Source organism: Exiguobacterium indicum HHS 31 (assembly GCF_001939065.1).
GTDB lineage: Bacteria > Bacillota > Bacilli > Exiguobacteriales > Exiguobacteriaceae > Exiguobacterium_A > Exiguobacterium_A indicum.
Genome location: NZ_MPSZ01000006.1, coordinates 118125 through 144605, shown reverse-complemented (window position 1 = coordinate 144605; position 26481 = coordinate 118125). Strand labels below are relative to the sequence as shown.

Here is a 26481-nt window from a genome sequence, read left to right as displayed (position 1 = left end):
CGCTTAAACTAATCGATGATTCTCGATATGTCAATCCAAGACACTTAAGGTTGGACGAATGCATGCTTTAAAAGTCGATGTGTCACCTTAGTTGCCGTATACGGCTCAAAACCAAATCGTTCATAAAATGTACTGGCATCGTCCGTATAGAGCCAGAGCTCGGAATACGTCAACAGCGCTTCTGGAATGATTTTCTCAAGCAGTTGCGTACCGACACCGTGATGTCGCATTTCCGGTAAGACGTAGACATGACGAATCCGACCGACGTCGATCGCGTCGGTTTGTTTCATATAACCCCCGCACGCAATGACGTGACCGGAGAGCGACAAAACGACGAACATTGCTTCTCCGTCTTCTCGATACGTTTCATTTCGGCGTTCACGTAGCATCCGTTCGATGAAGGGATAGCCTTCCTGTGTACTCTTTGATAAGATTGGTAACCAGTTGAAGTCATCAAAATCGTTGACCCGTTCGATTGTCATCTCCATCTGTCATTCCTCCTTCTTCTCCCTTGGATATTCCTTTTTCGGGAGTGGGAAAAACACGAATCGAGAATCAATTCGAGCTTTTTTTAAATAGAGACTGGATTTTTAAAAGCCGTTTTGCGTATAATGAGAAGTAATGGATTGAACGCAAATGAAAGGAAGTGGCCGTCACAATGAGCCTCAGCCGTTTAAGTAAAGAAGAGATTACTGATCTTTCGCTGATCGAATTCGTCAACGAAATGTTGCAAGAAGCTGGCGAACAGCCAATCACGTTCGATGACATCACGTCAGAAATCGAAAAGTACCATACGTTTACAGATGAAGAAGACAAGTTCGAGAAACTTGCTCAACTCTATACAGACATGAACATCGATGGAAACTTCGTCAACGTCGGAGCGAACCGTTGGTCACTCCGCGCTTGGTATCCGTTCGATAAGTCGGATGAGGATCTCGTCATCGAAGCGCGTCAACGTGGAGAACTCGATGAGTTTGAAGAAGAGTTCAACTATGATGCAGAAGAAGATGAGTTCGAGACGATCGAAGACGATCTCGATACATTCGCGAAGACAGCGGACTATGATTCAGCTGACGACAGCGAAGACGATGATACGTTCAAAAAAGTCGCAGCCATCGATGATCTCGATGACGATCTCGACGAAGAAGACTTAGAAGACTTCGAAGAAGAAGAGGAAGTCTAAGCACGATCAACCACAACTGTACAGCTGCTATTTCCCTATAGAAATGGCAGTTTTTTCGTTGACGGCTGACGAACGAGCACGGAAATTTTTCTTTGAAAAATTAGGCTTGACGAAGTTTTCCGAATGACGTAAGTTAGTCATGGGCTTCTTTAAGCAACGTGCTTATTTCAGCAAAAGTGTCTCCTATTCCAATGGGGGCACTTTTGCTTTTTTGTTTTTACCACCTCTGTATTGTTGAGATGTGAATTAGAGAAGGGAGCAATATTTAACATGACAAAGTATATTTTCGTAACAGGTGGCGTCGTATCGTCACTCGGTAAAGGGATCACAGCTGCATCGCTCGCTCGTCTCTTGAAAAACCGTGGCCTCAACGTCACGATCCAAAAATTCGACCCGTACATCAACATCGACCCGGGTACGATGAGCCCGTATCAGCACGGGGAAGTATTCGTCACGGATGATGGCGCGGAGACGGACCTTGACCTTGGTCACTACGAGCGTTTCATCGACATCAACTTGAGCCAGAACGCAAACGTCACGTCTGGACGTATCTACTCGACGATCCTCAAGAAGGAACGCCGTGGCGACTACAACGGTGGAACGGTCCAAGTCATTCCGCACATCACGAACGAAATCAAGGATCGCGTTTTCCGCGCTGGAAAAGAAACGGGCGCTGACGTCGTCATCACAGAGATTGGTGGAACAGTAGGGGATATCGAATCGCTTCCGTTCATCGAAGCCATTCGTCAGGTGAAAAACGATATCGGGAAAGAAAACGTCATGTACGTTCACTGTACGCTCGTTCCGTATCTTGCAGCAGCAGGTGAGCTCAAGACGAAACCGACACAACACAGTGTCAAAGAACTCCGTAGCTACGGTATTCAACCAGATATCATCGTCTTACGTGCGGAGCACCCAGTCCCACAAGAGATGAAAGATAAAATTGCTCTCTTCTGCGACACACGTCCGGAAGCAGTCATCGAAGCACAAGATGCATCGACACTCTATGAAGTACCACTCAACTTGCAACGCCAAGGTATGGACCAACTCGTCTGTGACTACTTCAAGTTCGATACACCAGCTGCTGACATGACGGCTTGGAAACAACTCGTTCACACAGTGACGCACCTCGAGAAGACGACGAAGATCGCACTCGTCGGGAAATACGTCGAATTGCGTGATGCGTACATTTCGGTCGCAGAAGCATTAAAACACGCTGGATTTGCCTTCAACAGTGACATCGAAATCGACTGGATCAACGCAGAAGACGTGACGCGTGAAAACGTCAACGAATTGCTTGGTTCGGCAGACGGAATCCTCGTTCCTGGTGGATTCGGCGAACGCGGTATCGAAGGGAAAATCGAAGCGACACGTTTCGCACGCGAGAACAACGTACCGTTCTTCGGTATCTGTCTCGGGATGCAACTCGCAACAGTTGAATTCGCACGTAACGTCCTCAACCTTGAAGGCGCACACTCAGCGGAAATCGACCCAGCGACACCATACCCGATCATCGACTTGTTGCCAGAACAAAAAGACATCGAGGACCTCGGTGGTACGCTCCGTCTCGGACTCTACCCATGTAAACTCGAAGACGGAACGAAAGCGCGTGCCGCGTATTCAAGCGAACTCGTCTACGAACGTCACCGTCACCGTTATGAGTTCGGTAACGAATTCCGTGAGCAATTCGAAGCAAACGGCATGGTCTTCTCAGGTACGAGCCCAGACGGTCGTCTCGTTGAGATCATCGAAATTCCAGAACACAAATGGTTCGTCGCGTGTCAGTTCCACCCAGAATTGATCTCACGTCCAGAACGCCCACAAGCACTCTTCCATGACTTCATCCAAGCATCACTTGGTGAATAAGAAAGATAATTAAAGACGCGGTAACCTTCAGCATCATAGAAGGTCACCGCGTCTTTTTTGATTGGTTAGATTAAGAACTGCATATTATAGAAGAAAAACGTCAATCCCACTCTTCCGTCATCTCTTGGAGTTGCGTCAAGATATGCGTCAAGAGGAACGCACAAAGGGCAAGACTCGGTAGTCCGTGGCGTGAACCGTCCTCTGCCGGAAGCAATCCTTTATTGAACTTCAATGCAAGCGGAGCAATCGAACGCTCGAGCGTTTCCGTCACGTCACTGAGTGTGACAATCGCATAAGGCGTATGCCATGCGTCGTAACGGGCAAGAGAAGCGAGGAGATCCGAACGTTCCGTATCCGGCGTGAAGATTAAGACACGATCGACAGCGTGCAAGGTCTTTCGATCCTTGATCTTCGTAACGCGTTTCATCTGGTCTGGTCCTTCTGAGAGCATCGGATAGAGTCCTTCACATTCGCCGTAAGCGTCGACGTAGACCGTGCCTTCTCCGACGAGCGCTTGTGCGAGTAGACGGACGACATCGAATAGTTCGTCTTCCTGTTTTGCGAGCGTTTGCAATTTTCCGTTGAATTGTGTAGCTAAGATTTTCATCATTTTTCTTCATCCTTTCTATGTTTCTCTCAAGGACAGTATAAAGCAAGTTTTGCTTTAGTGTAGAATGGAAATAACTAGAGGGGGAGTGGCAGAGATGAAAGGCAGATTGTTGATCGTCGAGGATGAGCCGGGAATCCGGAATTTGCTTGCGCAATTGTTCCGGGCAGAAGGGTATGAAACGGACGTCGCCGTCGATGGAGAGGAAGCGATCGTCTACTTACAGGAAAAAGCGTACGATCTATTGTTGATGGATGTCAACATGCCGGGGCGGACTGGGATCGAAGTGTTGCGTCATCAGGACCGGATCGGACGACGTGTCCGGACGATTTTAATGACGGCACTCGGTGAAAAAGAAGCGATGGAAGAAGCGAAACGATTAGGGGTTGTCGCCTTCTTCGGAAAGCCATTTGACATCTTTGAATTAAAAAAAGAAGTGACTGTGCAAATTTCTCACGATGTAAGCGGTTAATCTTTCACGTCGCCGTCACAAACCAAAAAACCGAGCGAAATGCTGTACGTTCCGATGAATCAGTATGTTATAATCAGTCTGAAATTGCACGAGTTCGTGTAAGCAGCGATCAAAACAGAGGAGGATGTCATTATGCCATTAGTATCTATGACAGACATGTTAAACAAAGCTCTCGAAGGTAAGTATGCAGTAGGTCAATTCAACATCAACAACCTCGAGTGGACACAAGCGATTCTCGGTGCGGCTCAAGAAGAGCAGTCACCAGTCATCCTTGGAGTATCTGAAGGTGCAGCACGCCACATGGGCGGATTCTACACTGTCGTGAAAATGGTTGAAGGTCTTGTACACGACATGAAAATCACAGTTCCAGTTGCAATCCACCTCGACCACGGTTCGAGCGTTGAGAAATGTAAAGAAGCGATCGACGCTGGATTTACATCTGTCATGATCGATGATTCGCACAGCCCGATCGACACAAACATCGAAACAACAAAAGCAGTTGTTGAATACGCTCACTCTAAAGGCGTTTCAGTAGAAGCGGAAGTTGGCACAGTTGGCGGACAAGAAGACGACGTCATCGGTGATGTCATGTACGCGAAACTTGACGAGTGTGTACGCATCGTCAAAGAAACTGGAATCGACACGCTTGCTCCTGCACTCGGTTCTGTTCACGGACCATACAAAGGTGAACCAAACCTCGGATTCAAAGAGATGGAAGAAATCCGTGATGCGACAAACCTCCCACTCGTTCTTCACGGTGGAACTGGAATTCCGACACACGATATCGAAAAAGCGATCTCACTCGGAACTTCAAAAATCAACGTTAACACAGAGAACCAAATCTCATTCGCGAAAGTCGTTCGTGAAGTGTTAGCTGAGAAACCAGAAGCATATGACCCACGCGTATTCATCGCACCAGGTCGTGAAGCAATCAAACAAACTGTCATCGGTAAGATGCGTGAGTTCGGTTCAAGCAACAAAGCTTAATCGACTCCTCTTTAAAGTGCGGTAGACTTCGGTCTACCGTGCTTTTTTCATATCATGTGAACATATATTCAATGGAAAACAGTAGGACTTCTCGTGAAAAAAACCTATAATAGAGTCGTAAGCGATTTCAAGGGATGAAAGGGGAACGAGAAAGATGAGATTTTTCATTGACACAGCAAACGTAGAAGACATCAAGAAAGCACATAAAATGGGGATTTTAGATGGTGTCACGACGAATCCGTCGCTCGTCGCTAAGGAAGGCGTCGATTTCCATACACGACTTCGTGAAATCTGTGAAATCGTCGGGGACGTCTCTGTTAGCGCTGAAGTCATCGCGCTCGATGCAGAAGGAATGATTCGTGAAGGGAAGGAACTTGCCCAAATTGCACCGAACATTACGGTTAAGGTTCCAATGACTCCGGCAGGACTCGAAGCAGTCGCAGCCCTTTCAAAAGAGAAGATCACGACGAACGTCACATTGATCTTCAATCCGAACCAAGCGTTACTCGCAGCCCGTGCTGGTGCGACATACGTATCACCATTCCTCGGTCGTCTAGATGACATCGGCCAAGATGGAATGGGGCTCGTCGAGACGATTGCTCAAATTTTCGTCGTACATGATATTCCGACACAGATCATCGCGGCATCGGTCCGGAACCCGGTTCACGTCACGAACGCTGCTCTTGCGGGCGCAGACATCGCGACGATTCCGTTCTCGGTCATCGAGTCACTCACACACCACCCACTCACGACGCAAGGGATCGAAAAGTTCCTCGCGGACTGGGAAAAAACGCAGCAATAATCGTAGCGAAGAGAAAGGTTGATGGAACGTGGACATTTTGCATATCGTAGGGCAACAACGCCTAGAAGGAACCGTATCAATCAGTGGTTCGAAGCAAAGCGCCATCCCGTGTCTTGCTGCAGCCCTCCTGACGGATCAAACGGTCGTTCTTGAAGGCGTGCCGGAGATTGGCGACGTCGCGACGATGATCGAGATTTTGGAGACGCTCGGCGCGGTCGTGACACGTCAAGGCGATATGGTGACGATTGATCCAAGCCGGGTCGAATCGATGCCGTTGACTGGTGCGGAGACGCGCAAGTTACGCGGATCGATCTACCTCATGAGCGTTCTGGCAGCCAGATTCAAACAAGGAGTCGTCGGTCTTCCTGGAGGTTATGCCATCGGACCACGACCGATCGATTTACACATCAAAGCACTAGAGCGTCTAGGTGTTTCTGTACGTAACGAGCAAGGCGTCCATTACATGCGCGTCGATCGTCTCGTCGGTAACCGAATTTACCTCGATCTCCCGTCTTTCGGAGCGACGATCAGTGCCTTACTCGTCGCTGTCTTCGCTGAAGGAACGACTGTCATCGAAAACGCCGCCTACGACCCGGAAGTCATCGACGTCAGTACGATGTTGACGAACATGGGGGCAAGCGTCAAAGGGGCAGGAACGGACGAGATTCGAATCAAGGGCGTATCGCAACTAAGTGGTTGCCGGCATACCTTGATTCCGGACCGAATGGAGGCAGGAACGTTCTTGACGATGGGGGCGGCACTTGGACGCGTCACCGTCGATAACGTCATTCCGCTTCATCTCGAGAGCGTCATCCAAAAACTCGAGCGGTACGGTGCGTTGATCGAAGCAACGGATGATTCCGTCACGGCGACGTTTCAGGAGACGAAGCCGGTCGATATTCGTGTCTTCCACTACGGTGGATTCCCGAGCGACTTACAGCCTGTCATCTCGGCAGCGTTGCTGCAAGCAAAAGGAGCAAGTATCGTCGTCGATAAGTTGTATCCGCAGCGTTTCCGGCATGTGCAGGAGTTACGACGCTTGAATGCTCGAATCACGCATGAAGACGCCTCAATCATCATTCGTGGTGGCGAATCCTTACTTGGTACGGAAATCGAGGCACCGGACCCACGCGGTGGCGCAGCACTTGTCTTGGCGGGACTTCTCGCTTCAGGGGAGACGACGCTGCACCATGCAGAAGTGCTTGACCAGAGTTACGAACGATTTGATCAGAAGTTGAAGGAACTTGGCGCCCTCGTATGGCGTGAAACGATTTGACCGATTTGTAACAAGGGAGAGGGGACATACACATGGAGAGAAGTCTATCAATGGAACTGGTACGCGTCACGGAGGCAGCAGCACTCGCCTCTGCACGCTGGATGGGAAAAGGATTGAAGAATGAAGCGGATGATGCGGCAACAAGCGCGATGCGTGATGTCTTCGATACAATTCCGATGAAAGGAACCGTCGTCATCGGGGAAGGCGAGATGGATGAAGCACCGATGCTTTACATTGGAGAAAAGCTAGGAAATGGGTATGGACCACGACTCGACGTCGCCGTCGATCCGCTGGAAGGAACGAACATCGTCGCAAAAGGAACATGGGGCGCACTTGCTGTTCTCGCGGTCGCGGATGCAGGAGATTTACTTCATGCACCGGACATGTACATGGATAAGATCGCAGTCGGCCCGGAAGCGGCAGGACACATCAGTCTGGATGCGACGATCGAAGAAAACATCGCAGCCGTAGCGAAGGCGAAGAACAAAGAAATCGAAGACGTCGTCGTCTCGATTCTGGATCGCGAACGTCATGAAGAAATCATTCAACGGATTCGGGCAACAGGGGCGCGGATTCGCTTGATCGGTGACGGTGACGTCGCTGCTGCGATCAACACGGCGTTCCCGCATACGGGGATTGATATCCTGCTCGGTTCAGGTGGTGCACCGGAAGGCGTTCTTGCTGCCGTTGCCTTGAAATGCCTCGGTGGTGAGCTCCAAGGACGCTTGTTACCGGCAGACGATGCCGAGGTCGAGCGTTGCAAGAAGATGGGCATTGAAGATCCATCGAAGATCCTTATGATGGATGATCTCGTTTCAGGAGACGATTGTATCTTTGCTGCGACAGGCGTCACGGACAGTGAATTGATGAAAGGTGTTCAGTTCACGGCGCAAGGCGGTCAGACACACTCTGTCGTCATGCGTGCAAAATCCGGAACGGTACGTTTCGTCGAAGGTATTCATTCGTTCAAGAAAAAACCGAAGCTCGTCATTAAGTAAAACAGACTGACTCCTCAAAAAGGACGTCTGAATCCACACAAAAAGAGTTGGCGTTACGGATGATTTCCGGAAGGCCAACTCTTTTTTGATGATGTTTAAAACTGATAACGTTCATATCCTCACTTTCCTCAGGCGGGAGGTAAGCCGCGACATCTCGCAACTTATGCGAAATGTCGGGTCTTACCTTACCCTGACGGAAACGTTGAACTCGTTTCCTTTTCCTGTAGGAGTTGAGGATGAACGTCATAAATATTGAAATAATGAACATTATAACTATCACCGCGGACGCTGGACTTCTCCTGCTTGTCGGGTGACGTACCGACGCGGTAGAAAACGCGTCGAAAAGATATACCAGGCATTCCCGAAGCCAGGAACGATGAACGTTTTCCCCTTCATATAGCCGCGGTAGGCGATGCGCGCAACCGTCGGAGCATCCATGACACCAGGTCGCAAGAACAAGCGTGACTGTTCAAGATTTGCTGCTGATTCGAAGCCGGTATGGGTCGCGCCTGGACAGACAACGCTGACTTGGATACCGTCTTGTGCGAGTTCTTCCGTCAATCCTTCCGAGAAATGAAGGACGTAGGCCTTTGTTGCGTAATAAACACTCAGCCATGGACCCCCTTCAAACGCAGCCGTTGATGCGAGATGGACGATACGTCCTTTGATTCCCTGTGCTTTCATGCGAGAGGCATAGACCTTCGTCACGTGTGTTAATGCTTCGATATTCAAGGCAATCATCCGGGACTCGTCTTCGAACGAGGTCTCAAGGAAAGAACCAAAGACGCCGATCCCGGCGTTGTTGATGACGCAGTCGACCGGAATCTGTTCCGTTGCCCGAAATAGTGCGAGACGATGCGTCGGCTGCGTTAAGTCATACGGAAAGACGGTTGCCGTTCCCCCGAGTCGCTCGACATGGAACTTCGTTTCGAAGAGTGCTGTCGCATCGCGTCCGACGAGCAAGACGTGATCCCCTTGCTTGGCATGCAGATAAGCAAATTCACGACCAAGACCTCTTGAAGCACCTGTGATTAAGACATGCATCCGATTCCCTCCTCCTGTAATCGATTCGATGAAAAAAAGCGATCGAGCCAATGCTCAACCGCTTTGAGATGATGAATTATAGGTAAGATCCTGCGCCGACAAGGCGTGAACCCCAGTACCCTGATTTGAAGCTTGAGTATTTAACGCCACCTGTTTCTGAGTTGACCATGCTTGACTTGCTTGTTGCGATCCCAACGTGTTGAATGCCGCTACCGTGTGAGAAGAAGACAAGATCTCCTGGCTGTACTTTAGAAACGCTGACTTTCTTAGAAGAAGAATATTGTGAAGAAGACGTACGTGGTAATGTTTTACCAGCCGCTTTCTTGTAGACATAGCTTGTGAAACCAGAGCAGTCGAATCCACGAGTCGTCGTTCCGCCCCATACATATGGTGTACCTTTATGTTTTGCTGCTTCGCTTAGGATTTTAGTCCGTTTAGAAGATGTGCTCGTTGTTTTTTTAGCGCTTGAAGATGATTTGTATGTCTTTGTGTATTGTGAGAAGACATAACGTGTTTTGCCGCCGTATGAGATTTTTGTCCAGCTGCCTGACTTGCCTTTATATGTAAAGACTTGACCAGCGTTGACTTTCCCGACGATGCTTGCTTTCGTAGAAGGTGCTGTCCGAACACGAAGACCGTTGTCCGTGATCTTGACTTTCGTGACTGTTGCTGCTTCAACTTTACCTGTACCCACTGATGTAAGACCTGAAACCACTAAGGCTGCTGTCGCGATCGATGCTAGAAAACGTTTCATGTTAAGAATTCCTCCGTTTAATGTAGTGTGTTGCGTCCGTAAGTTATATGATGAAATCATTAAGTGTTTGGTTAAGCAGTGAACCTTACAACTGTGTAAGAATTTTGTCTGCAGGAATATCTTAGCATGCGCACACTTGAAAACGTTTTTTCAGTTAGAAGACAAAACAGATGTTTTTGTAACATAACTGAAATAATATCCTTGAATATTACAAAGTAAGAAACGCAAAGGATTGTTGACGACGAATTCAAAAAAATATGATACCTTTAGTTCACGAATAAAATTACATACCTCCTGATGTATGTATGGAAGTATGCTGAATGCAGTTGAATTTATAAAGAATAGGTGAAGAACATGCCAACAACTGATAAAAAAGATAAACCAGAACGTTCCTATACACTGGCTCAATTGAGCCAACTGACATTAAAAGAACTTTATGAAATCGCAAAGACGAAAAATGTCCCACAATACCGGGAAGCCCGTAAACGCGAGTTGATGTTCAAGATTTTAAAAGCACAGGCTGAATCGACTGGTCTTTATTTCCTCGAAGGGGTACTCGAAGTCATCCCTGGCAATCCACAAATGCAAAACGATGGTGGCTTTGGCTTCCTTCGTCCTATCAATTATTCCCAATCCTCTGAAGATATTTATATCGCAGCATCTCAAATCCGACGCTTTAATCTACGTAATGGTGATGTCGTCACAGGTAAAGTCCGTCCACCGAAGGAAAACGAACGGTTCCAAGGGTTACTTAGCGTGGAAGCCGTTAACGGTGAAGCACCGGATACTGCCCGTAACCGTTTATTCTTCCCGGCACTGACACCAATTTATCCGGACCGATTGATGCGACTTGAGACAGAACCACGCCATCTATCCGTTCGTGTCATGGATATGATCGCACCGGTTGGATTTGGTCAACGTGGTTTGATCGTCGCACCGCCAAAAGCAGGGAAGACGTCACTCCTCAAAGAAATCGCAAACTCGATTCAGGAGAATCATCCGGATGTCGAACTAATCATTCTCTTGATTGATGAGCGACCTGAGGAAGTAACGGACATTGAGCGTTCGGTTCCAGGAGCAGACGTCGTCAGCTCGACGTTTGACGAAACACCGGACAACCACGTCCGAATTTCTGAACTGGTCCTCGAGCGGGCGATGCGGCTCGTCGAACACAAGAAGGATGTCGTCATCTTGATGGATTCGATCACGCGTCTAACACGGGCCTATAACTTAACGGTACCGCAAAGTGGTCGGACGCTTTCGGGCGGAATTGATCCGGCTGCGTTCCATAAGCCGAAACGGTTCTTTGGTGCAGCGCGAAACATCGAACACGGTGGTAGTTTGACGATTCTTGCGACAGCACTCGTCGAGACAGGATCGCGCATGGATGACGTCATCTATGAGGAATTCAAAGGAACCGGCAACATGGAACTGCATCTCGATCGTAAGTTGTCAGAGCGTCGAATCTTCCCAGCGATTGACATTCGGAAGTCCGGTACACGGAAGGAAGAACTGTTGCTTCCGAAAGAGCAGCTTGATGCGCTTTGGGCGATTCGCCGGACGATGAATGAGTCGAACGAGTTCGTCGATACGTTCCTGCGTAAGATTCGTGATACGAAAAATAATGAAGAATTTTTCGTCGTACTTGAGAAAGAACAGAAGAAGGCGGTCCGACGCGCGCCAGCTAAACCACGTACCGTCAAGAAGGAAACGACGACAGAAAAATAACTATTGCGACGCATAAAAAAATCGTTTAGTATAGGAAGGTAACTTACTCTGGCTCAGCAAATGAACCAGGGCGGAAGGAGAGAAATCAACCATGAAACAAGGAATTCACCCTAACTACAACAAAGTAGTATTTATGGATTCAACGACTGAGTACAAATTCTTAAGCGGTTCTACTCGTTCTTCGAACGAAACGATCACTTGGGAAGATGGTAACGAGTACCCACTCATCCGTGTGGATGTGTCTTCAGACTCGCACCCATTCTACACAGGTCGTCAAAAGTTCAACGCGGCAGATGGTCGTGTCGATCGCTTCAACAAAAAATACGGCCGCAAGTAATTACTTGTTGGTTCTTAAAAAACAGCCTGCCTCCATTACGGAAGCAGGCTGTTTTTGTATAGACTGAATTGTGAACGATACGTGAGATACGTCTTCAAGACGAACGAGAAGGCGATTCCGCCAGCAATCCCGATTAAATAGGGCATGACTTCCGGATGTGCCAAGACATAGTCCATGACTTTATGGAACGAGAGATGGCGGCCGACGAAGTAACCGGCACCTAAGAACACGCTGATCCAAATCAAGGCACCTGTATACGCATAACTCGCAAAAACGCGAAACGGCATTTTTGAGACGCCTGCAAAAAAGGCAGAGAGTTGGCGGAGACCAGGTATGTAGTAACCGATGATCAAGACCGATTTTCCGTAACGACGAAAACCGGCTTCAGCGGAAAGAATATGTTTTTCTGAGATACGCATTTTCGGTCCAACGCGGTGTAGTAGTGGCATACCGAGTTTTAATCCGAGTAAATAGCTGATCGTCATCCCGATGCAACTGCCGGCGTAAGCGGCGAGAATCGTACCGACGAGTGGTAGATTGCCTTGATGCATCCAAAATCCGGACAAAACGAGCAGGGTCTCATCAGGAACCGGCAATCCCACGATACCACCTGCGAGAAGGACGGAGAGACCAAGGGCACCATATTGGTGCAGGATGTCATGTAAGAGATGATGAATCGGGGACACCTTCTTTCGTGAGAATCTTCTTCTTCAGTGTACAGGAAATAGGGGGCAGTTGGAATGAAAGGACAAAAATTCTAGGGAAAGAAAAAATGAATTTTGATTTCCGGAAGTCAACCCTTTTTCTCGATACCGTTTCGGGCTATACTCGTTAAAGTGACTATTTTTAGAGGACGGTGTCGGACGATGATGCATGTAATAAATCAGTACGGCTGGATCGAAGTAATTTGTGGCAGTATGTTTTCCGGGAAATCGGAAGAGTTGATTCGTCGTGTCAGACGGGCGCAGTACGGCAAACTGCCCGTGCAAGTATTCAAGCCGGCAATCGACGACCGGTACCATGAAGAGCATGTTGTCTCTCACGTTGGCAACTCTGTCGTAGCGATTCCGATGGCGACGAGTCGTGATCTTTATGCGGCAGTAGCAGAAGAAACACAAATCGTCGGGATCGATGAAGTTCAATTCTTTGATGATGAGATCGTACAAGTCATCGAAGCACTCGCACAAGACGGAAAACGCGTCATTTGTGCAGGCCTTGATCAAGATTTCCGGGCAGAGCCATTTGGGAAAATGCCTGAATTACTGGCGCGCGCAGAATTCGTGACGAAACTACAAGCCATCTGTCTTTCGTGTGGGGATCCGGCTTCCCGGACACAACGTTTGATTGATGGGAAACCAGCCAACTATGATGATCCGATCATCCTAGTCGGAGCGTCGGAATCGTATGAGCCACGTTGCCGTCATTGCCATGAGGTACCTGGAAAACCGAAGCCGCTCCAATCGGTGCAGCACCAAGAACGATAAATGAAAAAAGGCGAAGGCTGGGATATAACTCAGTTTTACAGATGATAAAAAGGAATTGCACATCCTGAGTGATGGCGATTCTTTTTTTTCGTTAAACTCAGCTAGTTAAGTCTCAGCTTCTTTTAGTCACTTTTTTAAACTCGAGATTAATGATAAAGAAAGCTAGGACTAAAAGAATAAAGTAACTAATTACTACTTGTAACAGTTCTTTATCGTGAGTTAGCTAACTCTAAACATAGAGTATATAAGTAATTAAAAAGACAATAAGGATTCATCAACTGAAAACTCTTACTGTTTTTCTCGTTTGTATGTAACCTTTCGAAGGTTTTTGGTGTAAGGTATAGTGTTTTTGAAGGATTTATTTAATGGATAAATTGAAAAGATCAAACAACGATAACTGTTGATGTAAGGAATTGGAGGTAAACAAATGAGTAAATACCATAAATCTAGCATACGATTAGTTTTGATTGTATTAGTTACAGTCACAATCTTGTATTATGGTTTTAACTTTGAAATAGGGTACGGGATAATCTTTTTAATCGCAGCTGTTGGGTGTACCATTTATCTTAACTTTAAAGCAGCTAAAAAAGAAAAAAGTGAGAAAAAAATCCTATAATTAAATATGGGAGTTTCAGCTTGTAGACAACCCCTCACTTCGTAATTGAAATGAGGGGTTGTTGTATGTATTAATTACTAAAATGTTAAAGAAACGTGGATTCCCTGAGGGATCCAAGGACCAATTTGTAGGCTTTTCGAGGTTCACGGTAATGAAAGTAAGCATTGCTTGAAGCGTCGTTTTTTCACTCCCCGGATCTGTTGTACTCTCCTGTATATGACGTCTTAATCTAATTTGTCTTTTTGCTTTCGGGCAACGCGTCTAATGTAGAGAAATAGGGTACCTATTCCTTCAACCCAAGACCTAAAAATTAACGGAATGTCATGTTAGTCTAGATCTCTTTGATGGTACGTCGCATGTAGGAAATACTAAATACATGTTGAAGAAGCGTCATCTTGATTAACAGGACGAGGTCGATGCTTGTCCCAGGAAAACGATTTGAAATGAACAAAGCGCAATCCTCCCATTAGAGAAAATTGCGCTTTGCTTACAATCTGTAGCAGCTATTTGCTTCCATATAGAAACGAATAGCTGTTTTTTTGATTCAGCCTGTTTCTTGCGAAAACTGACACGATTGTTCGATAAAGCGAATCGTCTCACGGACGATTAGATCCTGATCATGATCGAGTGTCGCGACGTGATACGAGTTGAGTAAACAGTAGCTTCGTTTATCATTCGTTCCGATGTGCTGGTGCAGATAATCTGAGCTCGACGGCGGAACGACGTGATCGGTCGCCGAGTAGAGAATCAATGTCGGTAGAAGGATCGATCCGAGGCGTCCTTTTGTCTCATCCATCAGACGGACGAGTTCAAACGCACAACGGCTCGGAACGAGGTCATAAATGATTTCGAAGGCTGCTCGCTTAATGTCCGGTGCCCCTTCCGGTAAGTACTGTGGACCGTCCTCGAACGAAAGTGCTTCATAGGATGGAACGGAGAGTGCAGCATTGATCGTAATGATGCCGGCAAACGGAATGCCGTCAGCGGCGAGTGACAGTGCAAGCGTCGCACCCATCGATTGACCGATGACGAAGACTTGATCGCATGTTTCTTGTAAACGTTCATAGCCGTCTTTCAGGCTTTGCTTCCAACATCGAGCAGTCGATTGTTCAAACTCGCGGACGTTCGTTCCATGTCCACGTAAGCGCGGGGCATAGACGGTAAAACCTTCAGCAGCAAATGCCTCACCGACGTCCCGGACACTTTGCGGAGTGGCGTTAAAACCATGACAGATTAGAATGCCGATCGATCCACCTTGAAAATAAAACGCTTCAGCACCAGTCAATACAGGATAGTTCATCATTACTATTTTTCCTCCATTCATGAAAAAAACTCGTCGACGTCACTGCTTGGACGCTCACGAGTTTTTCACCGTATCATCCAAAGCCGCGCTTTGCTGGTCGGAGCACCTTACAGATTGCAGGTTGCCGTGAAGTCATAGAGCCAGGTCTCTCGTTCACTCTTGATAAATATCATATTGGAATTGTCGGAATAATCATTGAAACGATGGTAGCACGTTCAAAAATGACTTGTCAAATCGTTCTTGACGAATCATGATCCGTTCAGTAAGCTAACTCATAACTTAATCATCCATCGATATGCGCCAAATGGATTATTTTTGAAAAGTTGGTTGACTTTTAAAGTTCCGACCCGTAATGTAAAAATTAGTTTTACGACATAAGCAACAACGCAACAACACACATACGAATTTCATACCGCAATACTTATCCAGAGAGGTGGAGGGACTGGCCCTACGAAACCTCGGCAACAGACTCATTATGAGCACTGTGCCAATTCCATCAGACAGATGTCTGAGAGATGAGTGGAGTGGATTCTGCCACTGTGCGGATCCAGGTCTCTTCTTGTTTCTCAAGAAGGGACCTTTTTTGTTGAATGAAGGGGGAAAACGGAATGATTGCATTTCATCAAGTCAAAAAAACGTACGTCACGAAAGATCAGACGATTGCAGCACTCGACGGTGTCGACCTGACGATCGAAAAAGGCGAAATCTTTGGTGTCATCGGCTTTAGCGGTGCCGGAAAAAGTTCACTGCTCCGCTGTGTCAATCTGTTAGAACGACCGACGTCAGGAACGGTGACGGTCGATGGGGAAGATTTAACGCAACTGTCTCCGAAAAAATTACGCCAAGCAAAACAACGGATCGGGATGATCTTTCAGCACTTCAATCTATTGAATGCGAACACGGTCTTTACGAATGTTGCAAAGCCACTCGTTCTCGCAGGCGTCAAGAAAGACGAGATTCGCCGCCGGGTGACGGAGTTACTCGAATTCGTCGATCTCGCGGACAAGGCGAATCATTATCCGGATCAATTGTCGGGTGGGCAGAAACAGCGCGTCGGTATCGCCCGGGCACTCGCGACGCAACCTTCCGTCCTCTTATGTGACGAGGCGACGTCAGCACTTGATCCCCAGACGACGCATCATATTCTTCAGTTATTAAAACGGATCAATGCCGAGTACGGGATCACGATTCTCTTGATCACCCACGAGATGGGCGTCATCCGGGAGATTTGCGACCGTGTCGCCGTCATCGAAGCTGGAAAGTTGATCGAGTCAGGAACGGTCTTCGACGTCTTTTCGAATCCAAAGACCGAGACAGCACGGAACTTCGTCCGGTCTGTCATGCATGACGAGATTCCAGCATCGATTCGTCAGTTGATCGAGTCGCGAAATGCGCATCCAATCTATAAGATTCACTTCCTTGGACATCACACCGGGCAACCACTCTTATCGCAAGTCGCAAAACGCTTTGACGTCGATGTCAACATTTTGCACGGGAGCATCACAGAGTTGCAGGATACGCCGTTCGGCACCTTGCTCGTCGAGTTGATTGGTGAGCCGGCTGAAGTGAAACGAGCGTTACAATACATCGATCAGGCACAGGTGACGGTCGAGGAGGTGCTCGCTGATGCTAGTTAACTACAGTGATATCTGGACAGCATTCTTGCAGACGATGACGATGGTATCCGTTTCGCTCTTGTTCTCGACCTTGATCGGCTTACCACTCGGTATCCTGCTTGTTGTCACGCGAAAAGGAGCGTTACTTGAAAATGTTCCGTTGTTCACGTTCTTCAACAGTATCGTCAATATCTTCCGCTCGATTCCGTTCATCATCCTACTCGTCGCGATCATCCCGTTGACACGGTTGATCGTCCAGACGTCGATCGGAACCGAAGCTGCAATCGTCCCGCTCGTCTTTTACGCTGCACCGTACATGGCGCGTCTGATCGAGAGTTCTTTACTCGAAGTCGATAAAGGCGTTCTTGAAGCAGCAGAAGCGATGGGCGCGACACCGTTTCAAACGATTTTCCGCTTCCTCCTACCGGAAGCACTCGGTTCACTCATCCTGAACTTAACGATCGCGACGGTCGGCTTGATCGGGGCATCGGCGATGGCAGGCGCCATCGGTGGTGGCGGTTTGGGTGACTTAGCAATTACTTACGGCTATCAACGGTTTGATACGAAAGTCATGATCATCACGGTCGGGATTCTCGTCATCTTAGTCCAAGGCTTACAGACGACAGGCAACATCGTCGCACGAAAAATCAGAAGACATTAATCAAGGGAGCGATTCAGCCATGAAAAAAGCAGTAGCAATTGGAGCAACACTCACGACGATTTTATTTGCCGGGTGCGCAGCATCAGGAGAAGACGAAAAGACAATCAAGCTCGGTGTCAGCGGTTCAGACACACAAGTTTGGGACTATGTCGCCAAAAAAGCAGAAAAGGAGGGCATCAAAATCGAGCTCGTCAAGTTCTCCGATTATGTCCAGCCGAACATGGCACTGGCTGAGGGTGAAATCGACGCCAATGCCTTCCAGACGATTTCCTACTTCAACGCTTTCAAGAAAGAACATAACTTGAAGCTATCGCCGATTGCGACGACTGTCATCGCACCGATGGGGATCTACTCGGATAAATACAAGGACGTCAAAGACATTCCAACTGGCGGGAAAATCGCTGTTCCGAACGAAGCGACGAACATGGGACGCGCCCTCTTGTTACTGCAAGAAGCCGGTCTGATCAAGTTACCGGATGACTTCGATGGCAACGGTTCGGTCGATAAGATCGTCGAGAATCCGAAGAAGCTGAAAATCGTTCCGATCGTCGCCGGGCAAACGCCACGCGTCTTACCGGACGTCGCGGCGTCAATCATCAACAATGGCATTGCCGTTGACGCTGGCTTCAACCCGATCAAGGACTCGATCGTCCATGAGAACGAGACAGCAAAACCATACATCAACATCATCGCGACACGGACGGAAGACAAGAACAAAAAAGAACTGAAAAAAATCGCATCGCTGTATCAACAAAAAGATGTCGCGGCCTTCATCAAAAAAGAATACAAAGGCAGTACAATCCCGACGTTCGTCCCACTAAGCGACATCGGCGAATAATTTCAAAAGGAGAGTGGATAGCATGACGACACCAGTACGCACGACATGGGTAGAGACGATTGAACAAGACATCGAACAAAAACGGGAATCGTACCTTGAGACGAGTCACCGAATTCATGCGACGCCGGAAATCGGGAACGAGGAATTCTTTGCTTCGCGGCTCCATGCGGAGCGTCTAACGGCGGAAGGTTTTACGGTAGAACTCGGCGTCGCGGGGCACGATACCGCGTTCTTCGCGAAGAAGTCGAGCGACCGACCAGGTGCGACGATTGCCTTTCTTGCTGAGTATGATGCGTTGCCAGGCATTGGTCACGCGTGCGGTCATAATATCATCGGCACGACGAGCGTCGCAGCGGCGATCGCGCTCAGTAAAATACTCGATGAAGTCGGCGGGAGTGTCGTTGTCCTTGGAACACCGGCCGAGGAAGGTGGACCGAACGGTAGTGCGAAAGGCAGTTTCGTCAAACATCAGTTGCTGGAAGGGATCGATGCAGCCTTAATGGTCCATCCGTCAGGTCAAACACGGATCACGGGTTCTTCGCTTGCGGTCGATCCGCTCGACTTTGCCTTTACGGGTCGTCCGGCACACGCAGCGGCGTCACCGGAAGAAGGCATCAACGCCCTCGACGCTGTCATTCAACTCTTCAACGGAATCAACGCCTTACGTCAGCAATTACCGGACGATGTCCGGATCCACGGGATCATCACGCATGGTGGCGATGCGCCGAACATCATTCCGGAATACGCAAAAGCACGTTTCTTCATCCGGGCGACGACACGGGAACGCCTCAATGCCGTCACGGAAAAAGTCAAGGCCGTTGCCCAAGGCGCGGCACTCGCGACCGGGGCGACGCTTGACGTCATCGCCTTCCAAAATGAAGTCGATAACCTCGTCTTCAACCGGACGTTCGACCGTCTGTTCCAAGAAGAAGCAGAGGCGCTCGGCGAAATCGTTCACTTGGACGAACGACCGGGTCTTGGTTCAACGGACGCCGGTAACATCAGTCAAGTCATCCCGACGATCCATCCGTATATCAAGATTGGACCAGATGATCTCGTCGCCCATACGGAAGCATTCAAAGAAGCGGCCCGTTCAGAAGCTGGAGATGAAGCATTGATCACAGGAGCAAAAATCCTCGCCCGGACAGCGCTTCGCGTCCTCGCTGATGAACGGACGCGCGGGGTGATTGCGCAAGAATTCCATGACCGGAAGAATGGTTATTTGTAAGTGGAAAATAACGACTGGACGCACTGCTATCAAGTGCTCCGGTCGTTTTTGAGATGCAGTCGATTACGAATTGGGGACGGGTGACAGAAGTGGAACGAAATCAAAAAAGAGACAAGACAGAAGCATTTGCGCTTTGTTTTCTTGAAAAAGATATGCTAGGCTAAAGTTGTATAACTCAATAATCCAGTTCTTCGGGGTAGGGTGAAAATCCCAACCGGCGGTGATGCGATCAATCGATCGACGAGCCCGCGACCCATGATGTACGCATCATGGCTGACTTGGTGAGATTCCAGGGCCGACGGTAAAGTCCGGATGGGAGAAGAACGAAACGACGCGATTCAAGCTGTTTTCTGAAAAAATGTTTTCAGGAGACGGTCTCTTTCTGCATGAAAAAATGCAGGAAGCGAACCGTGTATTTCGTGAACCCTTCTATACAGACGCCCCTTTTTCAAGGGGCGTCTTTTTTCATTTGAAAGGAGTGAACGCGATGTCACAGATGATGAGTTATGCCATGCAATTAGCACAAATGTTACACGGACAAACAAGTCCGAATCCAAGTGTCGGCTGTGTCATCGTCAAACAAGGACGCATCATCGGCTTCGGTGCACATCGGTTTGCCGGTGGGCCGCACGCAGAAGTCGAAGCCTTACGGATGGCAGGAGAAGCCGCCCGTGGTGCCGATCTCTACGTGACGCTCGAGCCATGCAACCATCACGGCAAGACGCCACCATGCACGGAAGCAATTCTACAAGCAGGAATCAAACGAGTCTTCGTTGCAACGGAAGACAAACATGCGATTGTCGCTGGTTCCGGAATCAAACGGCTACAGGACGCGGGAATCGAAGTCGATGTCGGCTTGTTACGGCATGAGGCAGAAGCCCTTTACACGGTATTCTGGAAGACGATCGAACGAAAACGTCCGACCGTGACCGTCAAAATCGCTCAGACGATGAACGGGATCGCGACGACAGGTGAACAGCGCTGGATCACGTCAGAAGAAGCACGCGCGAACGGTCGTGCCCTGCGTGGACGCCACGATGCCATCCTCGTCGGAAGTGAGACGGTGCTCGTCGATGATCCGGCACTGACGTTACGCGCATCGTCAGGCATCGAGCCGATTCGAGTAATCGTTGATCGCCGGGGGCGGATTCCGGAGACGGCGCAAGTCTTCCGCGATGGTAAAAATCCAACCTACTGGCTGACGAGTGTTCCGCGTGTTAGTCACGATCAGGTGACGGTCCTTGTCGGTGAATATGAGACGCCGGAAGCGATTTTGAAACGCTTATACGAACAAGACATCCGTAGTGTCTTGATTGAAGGCGGACCAACGATTCAAGCCGCTTTCCTTGAGGCAGATCTCGTTGACCGAATCGAAGTCTACCAAGCCCCATCGATTTTTGAAGGCGATGCGTGGAATGGTCAACACGATATCGAAGATCGTTTTCAAATCGACCAGGTTGAGACGGTCGGACCGGATCTCCATCTGACGTACATCCGAAAGGAGGAGACGACATGTTCACCGGATTGATTGAAGAAGTCGGAACCTTAAAACGAAAGATCCCGCGACCGAACGGGTTAGCGCTTGAAATTGAGGCGCACCGGGTACTCGAAGGAACGAAGATCGGTGATAGCATCGCCGTCGACGGGATTTGTTTGACGGTCACGTCGATGAGTCCAACCGGTTTCACGGCAGATGCCGTCCATGACACGATCCGTTCAACAGCACTCGGTACGTACCGAGTCGGAAGTCCCTTGCAACTTGAGCGGGCGATGCCGGCAGACGGTCGCTTCGGTGGACATTTCGTTAGTGGACATATCGACGGAACAGCCCGACTGATCAGTCGGCGACCGGATGGAGAAGCGATGGTCTATACGTTTGATGTCGGAGCGTGGCAAAAGTATTGTATTCCGAAAGGCTCGATCGCAATCAACGGCACGAGCCTGACGTTGCAACGCGTCACACCGGAAACGATCTCGATTTCATTGATTCCGCACTCCCGTCAAGTGACGACGTTTGATCGATTGGCAAGCGGTGCAGTCGTCAATATCGAGTGTGACATGATGGCGAAACATCTCTATCATTTCACGCAGCATGAGAAGCAGACGGACTGGGCAGCATTCTTAGGAGGCGACATGTAATGAACGGATTCGACTTGATTGAAGACGCAATAGAAGATTTGAAAAACGGACGACCGATCATCGTCTGTGATGACGAGGATCGTGAGAATGAAGGCGATCTCGTCATGCTCGCGGAACACGCGACACCGGAAAACATCAACTTCATGATTACACATGGAAAAGGACTCGTCTGTGTACCAGTCAGTCCGCGGATCGCACAGCGACTCGAACTTGCTCCGATGACAGCGAATAATACGGACCCGCATGGGACGGCATTCACGCTCAGCATCGATCATGAAGAGGCAAAGACCGGCATCAGTGCCGAGGAACGGTCGCTAACGATTCAGCGGATGCTGACGGATGGACCGGAACGTTTCAAACGACCGGGTCATATCTTCCCGTTGATCGCAAAAGAGGGTGGTGTCCGGGAGCGACGCGGACATACGGAAGCAGGTGTCGATCTTGCCCGTCTTGCCGGTAGCGATGAGATCGCCGTCATCTGTGAAATCATTAAAGAAGATGGCACGATGGCACGGGTCGACGATCTACTTCTCTATAAGGAAGAACACGATTTAAAACTGATCACGATCGAAGCACTTGTCGCGTATCTCGAGCGTCCATTGACACGTGAAGCAGAAGTATTACTTCCAACGACGTTCGGAGCTTTCCGGATGATTGGCTATACGACGCAAGACGAGAAAGAACATGTCGCTGTCTTATCCGGCGAAGCGCAAGACGGGATGCTCGTCCGTCTACACTCGGAATGCCTGACAGGGGATGTCTTCGGTTCGAAGCGTTGCGATTGTGGACCACAACTCGATGCGGCACTCGAGCGGATCGAACGAGAAGGTGGAGCCGTCTTGTATTTACGTCAGGAAGGACGCGGCATCGGTCTAATGGCGAAGTTAAAAGCGTACGAGTTACAGGAACAAGGACTCGATACGGTCGAAGCGAACCATGCACTCGGTTATCCGACGGACATGCGTGACTACACGGTCGCAGCCAATATGTTGCGCGATCTCGGCGTGACGAAGATCCGCTTGATGACGAACAACCCGGACAAACAACGGGTGCTCGAGCAAGAGGGGATCGAAATCATCGAACGTGTACCCCATCAAGTACCGGCCGAGCCGGAAAATCAGCGTTACCTAAAAACAAAACAAACGAAACTCGGGCACTGGCTCGACATCCAAGGAGGACACACATCATGATCTACGAAGGTTTCTTAACAGGAGAAGGACTACGCGTCGCAATCGTCGCAGCACGTTTTAACGAATTGATCACTTCAAAACTCGTCGGAGGAGCAAACGACGCTTTCCGCCGCCACGGGGTCGCAGCGGATGCTGTCGATACAGCGTGGGTTCCGGGAGCATTCGAAATTCCGCTCGTCGCGGAAAAGTTAGCGAAAAGCGGTAAGTACGACGCCGTCATCACACTCGGTGCCGTCATCCGTGGGGCGACGTCGCACTATGATTATGTCTGTAACGAGGTCGCAAAAGGTGTCGCAAGTGCCTCGCGCGATACAGGCGTGCCGATCATCTTCGGTGTCCTGACGACGGATTCGATCGAGCAAGCAGTCGAACGTGCTGGCACGAAAGCCGGAAACAAAGGCTACGAAGCTGCGGTTTCTGCGATTGAGATGGCGAATCTTTTACGGACGATTTAATTGAATAGAGGTAGGGTGACGGTACATTCCGTCATCCTGTTTTTTTGCGGAAATCTCTTGAAGATTGAATCAAATTTCAAAAAAAGAATCGTTGATTTGAAATTTGAGGATTCAATTTTAAGTAGAACGGTAATGGTCTACTAAAGAAAGTTTGAAACATTTTCCAATGTTTTTCGTAAATCAGGGTAACGCGTATAAAGGAGGAAATGAATATGAAGAAAGCTAGGTGGGTAGCAGCCGGGATCGTTGCAGCATCGATTGGGCTTGCTGGATGTCAAGATGGACAAACAGATACAGGGAGTGGCAGTGGGTCTGGTTCGACGAAGTCGGGGGAACTCTCGAATACGGAATTACTGAATAAAGCGACAGCCGCTCAAAAAGATATTAAATCGTTCCATATGGAAGGGACAGTCAACTCAAAAGCAGGTGAGATGACAGTGGATCAAAAGGTATCCGCCGATATCATCCAGAAGCCGCTTACGATGCACCAGACGATGACAATGAAAAATCCACAGGACGGTAAAGACATGTCGATTGAGAGCTATATCGTCGACGATAAGATGTATATCTCGCAAAACGGACAATGGCTCGTTCAAGATGTCTCGGAACTAGGCGATATGGTTGAAGCAATGGAGTCATCGGCATCGACGGATCAAAATCTCAAGCTGTTGAAAAAGTATAAAGACAACTGGACAGCAAAAAAAGAGGGTGACGTCTATCAAATCGACGTCAAACTAAAGGGTGACGACCTCAAAGCTTTCATGAAGGATTCGCTCGAACAAACAGGACAGATGGCGCAGATGAAGGATGCGATGGATAGCATCGACTATAAGAAGATGAACTACAAGATGACGTATGACGCAAAAACGTTCTATCCGAAGTCTCTCGACATGGACATGGTATTTGCGATTGAAAAAGATACCGAGTTCAATATGAAAAACGCGTCGACGTTCTCGAAATTCAATGAGATTGACGAAATCAAATTACCGGCGGAAGCAAAAGATGCCCAACCGCTCACAGGTGCGACACAATAACGAACAACAAGCCCTTCACCTCCAATCGGAAGTGAGGGGCTTGTCTCATTTAGACTTGAAATTGACGTAATACCTCTTTTAATGCTTCCGCCTGCTGTTGACTGACGGAAGTCTGTTCATGCACATCTCGGAACGCTTGAACGGAATGATTGATTTGCTCCGACATCGATTGTGTGCCTTGCGCCCCATCATTGACGGTGACGGCAACATCGTGGATGACACCAAGCATATTTGCTGTCAGTTCCTGAAGTTGACCAGCTTGAGCGGCAAAATGTTCTGCTGCATCACCGAATAATTGCGCATCATCACGGTATTGAATCGAGGCATCTTCGAATAAATCATAGTCTTTGACGACCTTTGTATCGATGAAAGAGAGCATCTCACCGGACGCGGCATTCAAGTGTTCGACGGAATCGATGACGGAGAGTGAGACGTCTTGAATTTGTTCAACGGTATCTCGACTGCTCTCGGCGAGTTTTCGAATCTCATCGGCGACGACGGCGAAGCCTCGACCGACTTCTCCGGCACGTGCTGCTTCAATCGAAGCGTTAAGGGATAATAAATTCGTTTGCGCCGCAATTGAAAGGATCGCGTCAGACAAAACGGAAATTTCCTTAACGGCTTTCGCCCGTGCCATCGCATCTTCCAGTTTATTTTTTGTTTCGAAGAGAATTTGAGTGGCGGTCTGTTTCGCTTCTGTGGCGACAACTTGAAGCGATTCAGCACGACCGCCGACTTCTTGAGCGCGTTTTCCGTTCGCTTCTGCGCCGGAGACGATGTCATGAATCGTCGCTTCCATATCGACGGCAGACGAGTTCATCTCTTCAGCTGAAGCGGCTGTCTCTTGCATACCCGCCGATAAGTTTTCAATCGTATGCGAAGTCGACGCCATATCTTGATCGAGTTCGCTGATTCGACCAGAGACATGACGAGAGGTCGACACGACGTGTGTTGCCGTATCATCGACTTGGACAATAATTGTTCGTAAGTGAGCGATGAATTGATTCATCGACTTGGCGATTTGTCCAATTTCGTCCTCTCGTACGACGTCGAGTTGCGCCGTCAAGTCACCACCTTGTGTTGCGAGTTCATGCGTTTTCGCCTGCAGTTGACGGAGTGGACCGAAGATTGAGCGTAAAATCAAGACGGTGAAGATGACACCGAGCAATCCGACGACACCGATGATCGTGAACAGCATAAGGTGCGCCGTATTAGCGGCGCTGGTGATAGCGTCACCATTTTTACCAGCTTGTTGATTATTGTATTTCACGATTTTCGTCAATTGATCCGAAACAGCGAAGTATGAATCACGACTCTCACCTTCATAATAGGTGACCGCTTCTTTTTGAGTTTCTGGTGTACTGAGGGCGAGAAGACGATCAGTCGTCTCATTGAAAGTTTGCCATTTTTTTGTGAGATCATTGTACAGTGCGCGATCGCTTTCTAAATAAATCGTTTTTTCGTATTTCGCGAGATTCGCATCAACGGTCGCTAAACCGTCTTTGACACGCTTATCATAACCGGCTTTGATTTCTGGATCATTTTCTTGAATGTGTAGTAATTCGACACGTCGTAAATCAGATAGAGCAGTATTCGTTTCATGAGATAAGTTCAGACCGGGAATCCAGGACGAGGTGATCGTTTGACTCTCTTGGTCAACACGATTGAGAGAAGATGCGCCGTATAACCCGACACCGATCAAGCTAAGCAAAAGGATGGAGGACAATAAGATAAGCTTCGTTTTAATCTTCATATGATTCGCTCCTTTTTTTGCAAGATGAACTATTCATTTTCTTGATTATACCGTCACAAGTAAAAAATTTACTTATTATAGAAAAAATTAAAATGTAGAATAGTTTTATG

Annotated in this window: 26 protein-coding genes and 3 riboswitches; of the genes, 19 read left to right on the top strand and 7 right to left on the bottom strand. The window is 48.5% G+C overall.

The features are described 5' to 3' along the window. Positions 1-44 precede the first annotated feature (44 nt). Positions 45-488: a GNAT family N-acetyltransferase gene (locus N179_RS13530; protein ID WP_023469563.1), complete on the bottom strand. Its 444-nt coding sequence runs from the start codon at positions 486-488 to the stop codon at positions 45-47. A 170-nt stretch (positions 489-658) separates the two neighbouring features. Here N179_RS13530 and rpoE point away from each other — a divergent pair, with 170 nt between their 5' ends. Both rpoE and N179_RS13520 read left to right on the top strand, forming a co-directional pair. Then, positions 659-1183 carry a DNA-directed RNA polymerase subunit delta gene (gene rpoE, locus N179_RS13525; protein ID WP_023469562.1) on the top strand — a complete coding sequence of 175 codons (525 nt, stop codon included), beginning with the start codon at positions 659-661 and terminating at the stop codon, positions 1181-1183. Positions 1184-1453: 270 nt separating this feature from the next. Further along, entirely contained in the window at positions 1454-3049 is a 1596-nt protein-coding gene (locus N179_RS13520; RefSeq protein WP_023469561.1) for a CTP synthase, read from the top strand. 100 nt (positions 3050-3149) lie between these two features. On the opposite strand, the gene N179_RS13515 is transcribed toward N179_RS13520, so the two are convergent. After that, positions 3150-3659, bottom strand: coding sequence for a DUF2529 family protein (locus tag N179_RS13515; protein ID WP_035395788.1), 510 nt, complete (start codon positions 3657-3659; stop codon positions 3150-3152). Between the two features lie 94 nt (positions 3660-3753). Here N179_RS13515 and N179_RS13510 point away from each other — a divergent pair, with 94 nt between their 5' ends. The 5 genes from N179_RS13510 to glpX all read left to right on the top strand — a co-directional run bounded on the left by N179_RS13510 (position 3754) and on the right by glpX (position 8191). After that, a complete protein-coding gene (locus tag N179_RS13510; protein WP_023469554.1) occupies positions 3754-4128 on the top strand; it encodes a response regulator in 375 nt (124 codons plus the stop codon). A 132-nt stretch (positions 4129-4260) separates the two neighbouring features. Continuing rightward, a complete protein-coding gene (gene fba, locus N179_RS13505; RefSeq protein ID WP_023469553.1) occupies positions 4261-5115 on the top strand; it encodes a class II fructose-1,6-bisphosphate aldolase in 855 nt (284 codons plus the stop codon). A 154-nt stretch (positions 5116-5269) separates the two neighbouring features. Continuing rightward, positions 5270-5917, top strand: coding sequence for a fructose-6-phosphate aldolase (gene fsa, locus N179_RS13500; RefSeq protein WP_023469552.1), 648 nt, complete (start codon positions 5270-5272; stop codon positions 5915-5917). A 28-nt stretch (positions 5918-5945) separates the two neighbouring features. Further along, positions 5946-7193 (top strand): UDP-N-acetylglucosamine 1-carboxyvinyltransferase, encoded by a 1248-nt coding sequence (gene murA, locus N179_RS13495; protein WP_023469551.1) that lies wholly within the window; start codon positions 5946-5948, stop codon positions 7191-7193. A 32-nt stretch (positions 7194-7225) separates the two neighbouring features. Further along, positions 7226-8191, top strand: a complete 966-nt coding sequence (gene glpX / locus N179_RS13490; protein WP_035395794.1) for a class II fructose-bisphosphatase — start codon at positions 7226-7228, stop codon at positions 8189-8191. Positions 8192-8467: 276 nt separating this feature from the next. On the opposite strand, the gene N179_RS13480 is transcribed toward glpX, so the two are convergent. Both N179_RS13480 and N179_RS13475 read right to left on the bottom strand, forming a co-directional pair. Next, a complete protein-coding gene (locus tag N179_RS13480; RefSeq protein ID WP_023469549.1) occupies positions 8468-9235 on the bottom strand; it encodes an SDR family NAD(P)-dependent oxidoreductase in 768 nt (255 codons plus the stop codon). A 76-nt stretch (positions 9236-9311) separates the two neighbouring features. Beyond that, positions 9312-9989, bottom strand: coding sequence for a C40 family peptidase (locus N179_RS13475; RefSeq protein WP_075643037.1), 678 nt, complete (start codon positions 9987-9989; stop codon positions 9312-9314). A gap of 354 nt (positions 9990-10343) precedes the next feature. On the opposite strand from N179_RS13475, the gene rho reads away from it, so the two are divergent. Both rho and N179_RS13465 read left to right on the top strand, forming a co-directional pair. Next, positions 10344-11717 carry a transcription termination factor Rho gene (rho, locus tag N179_RS13470; protein WP_023469547.1) on the top strand — a complete coding sequence of 458 codons (1374 nt, stop codon included), beginning with the start codon at positions 10344-10346 and terminating at the stop codon, positions 11715-11717. Between the two features lie 91 nt (positions 11718-11808). Next, the gene (locus tag N179_RS13465; protein WP_023469546.1) at positions 11809-12054 is read left to right on the top strand and encodes a type B 50S ribosomal protein L31; all 246 of its coding nucleotides are present in this window, start codon (positions 11809-11811) and stop codon (positions 12052-12054) included. A gap of 35 nt (positions 12055-12089) precedes the next feature. Here N179_RS13465 and N179_RS13460 read toward each other — a convergent pair whose 3' ends face one another. Further along, positions 12090-12740 (bottom strand): DedA family protein, encoded by a 651-nt coding sequence (locus N179_RS13460; protein ID WP_023469545.1) that lies wholly within the window; start codon positions 12738-12740, stop codon positions 12090-12092. Positions 12741-12923: 183 nt separating this feature from the next. Between N179_RS13460 and N179_RS13455 the strand changes: the two genes are divergently transcribed. Further along, positions 12924-13538: a thymidine kinase gene (locus N179_RS13455; protein WP_035395950.1), complete on the top strand. Its 615-nt coding sequence runs from the start codon at positions 12924-12926 to the stop codon at positions 13536-13538. A 1160-nt stretch (positions 13539-14698) separates the two neighbouring features. Here N179_RS13455 and N179_RS13445 read toward each other — a convergent pair. Then, complete coding sequence (locus tag N179_RS13445; RefSeq protein WP_075643036.1) at positions 14699-15457, bottom strand: alpha/beta hydrolase; 759 nt, start codon at positions 15455-15457, stop codon at positions 14699-14701. Between the two features lie 67 nt (positions 15458-15524). Further along, positions 15525-15626: riboswitch (SAM riboswitch) on the bottom strand. Positions 15627-15875: 249 nt separating this feature from the next. Continuing rightward, positions 15876-15979, top strand: a riboswitch (SAM riboswitch). A gap of 86 nt (positions 15980-16065) precedes the next feature. Here N179_RS13445 and N179_RS13440 point away from each other — a divergent pair. The 9 genes from N179_RS13440 to N179_RS13400 all read left to right on the top strand — a co-directional run bounded on the left by N179_RS13440 (position 16066) and on the right by N179_RS13400 (position 24618). Continuing rightward, positions 16066-17094, top strand: a complete 1029-nt coding sequence (locus N179_RS13440; RefSeq protein ID WP_075643035.1) for a methionine ABC transporter ATP-binding protein — start codon at positions 16066-16068, stop codon at positions 17092-17094. Continuing rightward, the gene (locus N179_RS13435) at positions 17084-17734 is read left to right on the top strand and encodes a methionine ABC transporter permease (protein WP_023469541.1); all 651 of its coding nucleotides are present in this window, start codon (positions 17084-17086) and stop codon (positions 17732-17734) included. The genes N179_RS13440 and N179_RS13435 overlap by 11 nt, the downstream gene beginning before the upstream one ends. Positions 17735-17753: 19 nt before the next feature. After that, on the top strand, positions 17754-18572 hold the full coding sequence (locus tag N179_RS13430; protein ID WP_029342773.1) for a MetQ/NlpA family ABC transporter substrate-binding protein: 819 nt from the start codon (positions 17754-17756) through the stop codon (positions 18570-18572). Between the two features lie 22 nt (positions 18573-18594). Next, positions 18595-19800: a M20 family metallopeptidase gene (locus N179_RS13425; protein ID WP_075643034.1), complete on the top strand. Its 1206-nt coding sequence runs from the start codon at positions 18595-18597 to the stop codon at positions 19798-19800. Positions 19801-19983: 183 nt separating this feature from the next. Continuing rightward, positions 19984-20128: riboswitch (FMN riboswitch) on the top strand. 159 nt (positions 20129-20287) lie between these two features. After that, entirely contained in the window at positions 20288-21328 is a 1041-nt protein-coding gene (gene ribD / locus N179_RS13420) for a bifunctional diaminohydroxyphosphoribosylaminopyrimidine deaminase/5-amino-6-(5-phosphoribosylamino)uracil reductase RibD (protein WP_075643055.1), read from the top strand. After that, the gene (ribE, locus tag N179_RS13415; RefSeq protein ID WP_035395815.1) at positions 21313-21939 is read left to right on the top strand and encodes a riboflavin synthase; all 627 of its coding nucleotides are present in this window, start codon (positions 21313-21315) and stop codon (positions 21937-21939) included. The genes ribD and ribE overlap by 16 nt, the downstream gene beginning before the upstream one ends. Then, positions 21939-23129, top strand: coding sequence for a bifunctional 3,4-dihydroxy-2-butanone-4-phosphate synthase/GTP cyclohydrolase II (locus N179_RS13410; RefSeq protein ID WP_035395818.1), 1191 nt, complete (start codon positions 21939-21941; stop codon positions 23127-23129). The genes ribE and N179_RS13410 overlap by 1 nt, the downstream gene beginning before the upstream one ends. Then, on the top strand, positions 23126-23584 hold the full coding sequence (gene ribH / locus N179_RS13405) for a 6,7-dimethyl-8-ribityllumazine synthase (protein WP_035395821.1): 459 nt from the start codon (positions 23126-23128) through the stop codon (positions 23582-23584). Before N179_RS13410 ends, ribH begins: the two co-directional genes overlap by 4 nt. A gap of 212 nt (positions 23585-23796) precedes the next feature. Then, the gene (locus tag N179_RS13400; RefSeq protein WP_035395824.1) at positions 23797-24618 is read left to right on the top strand and encodes a DUF6612 family protein; all 822 of its coding nucleotides are present in this window, start codon (positions 23797-23799) and stop codon (positions 24616-24618) included. A gap of 49 nt (positions 24619-24667) precedes the next feature. Here the strand turns inward: N179_RS13400 and N179_RS13395 are convergent, their stop codons facing one another. Continuing rightward, positions 24668-26371, bottom strand: a complete 1704-nt coding sequence (locus N179_RS13395) for a methyl-accepting chemotaxis protein (protein ID WP_035395827.1) — start codon at positions 26369-26371, stop codon at positions 24668-24670. Positions 26372-26481: the final 110 nt, after the last annotated feature.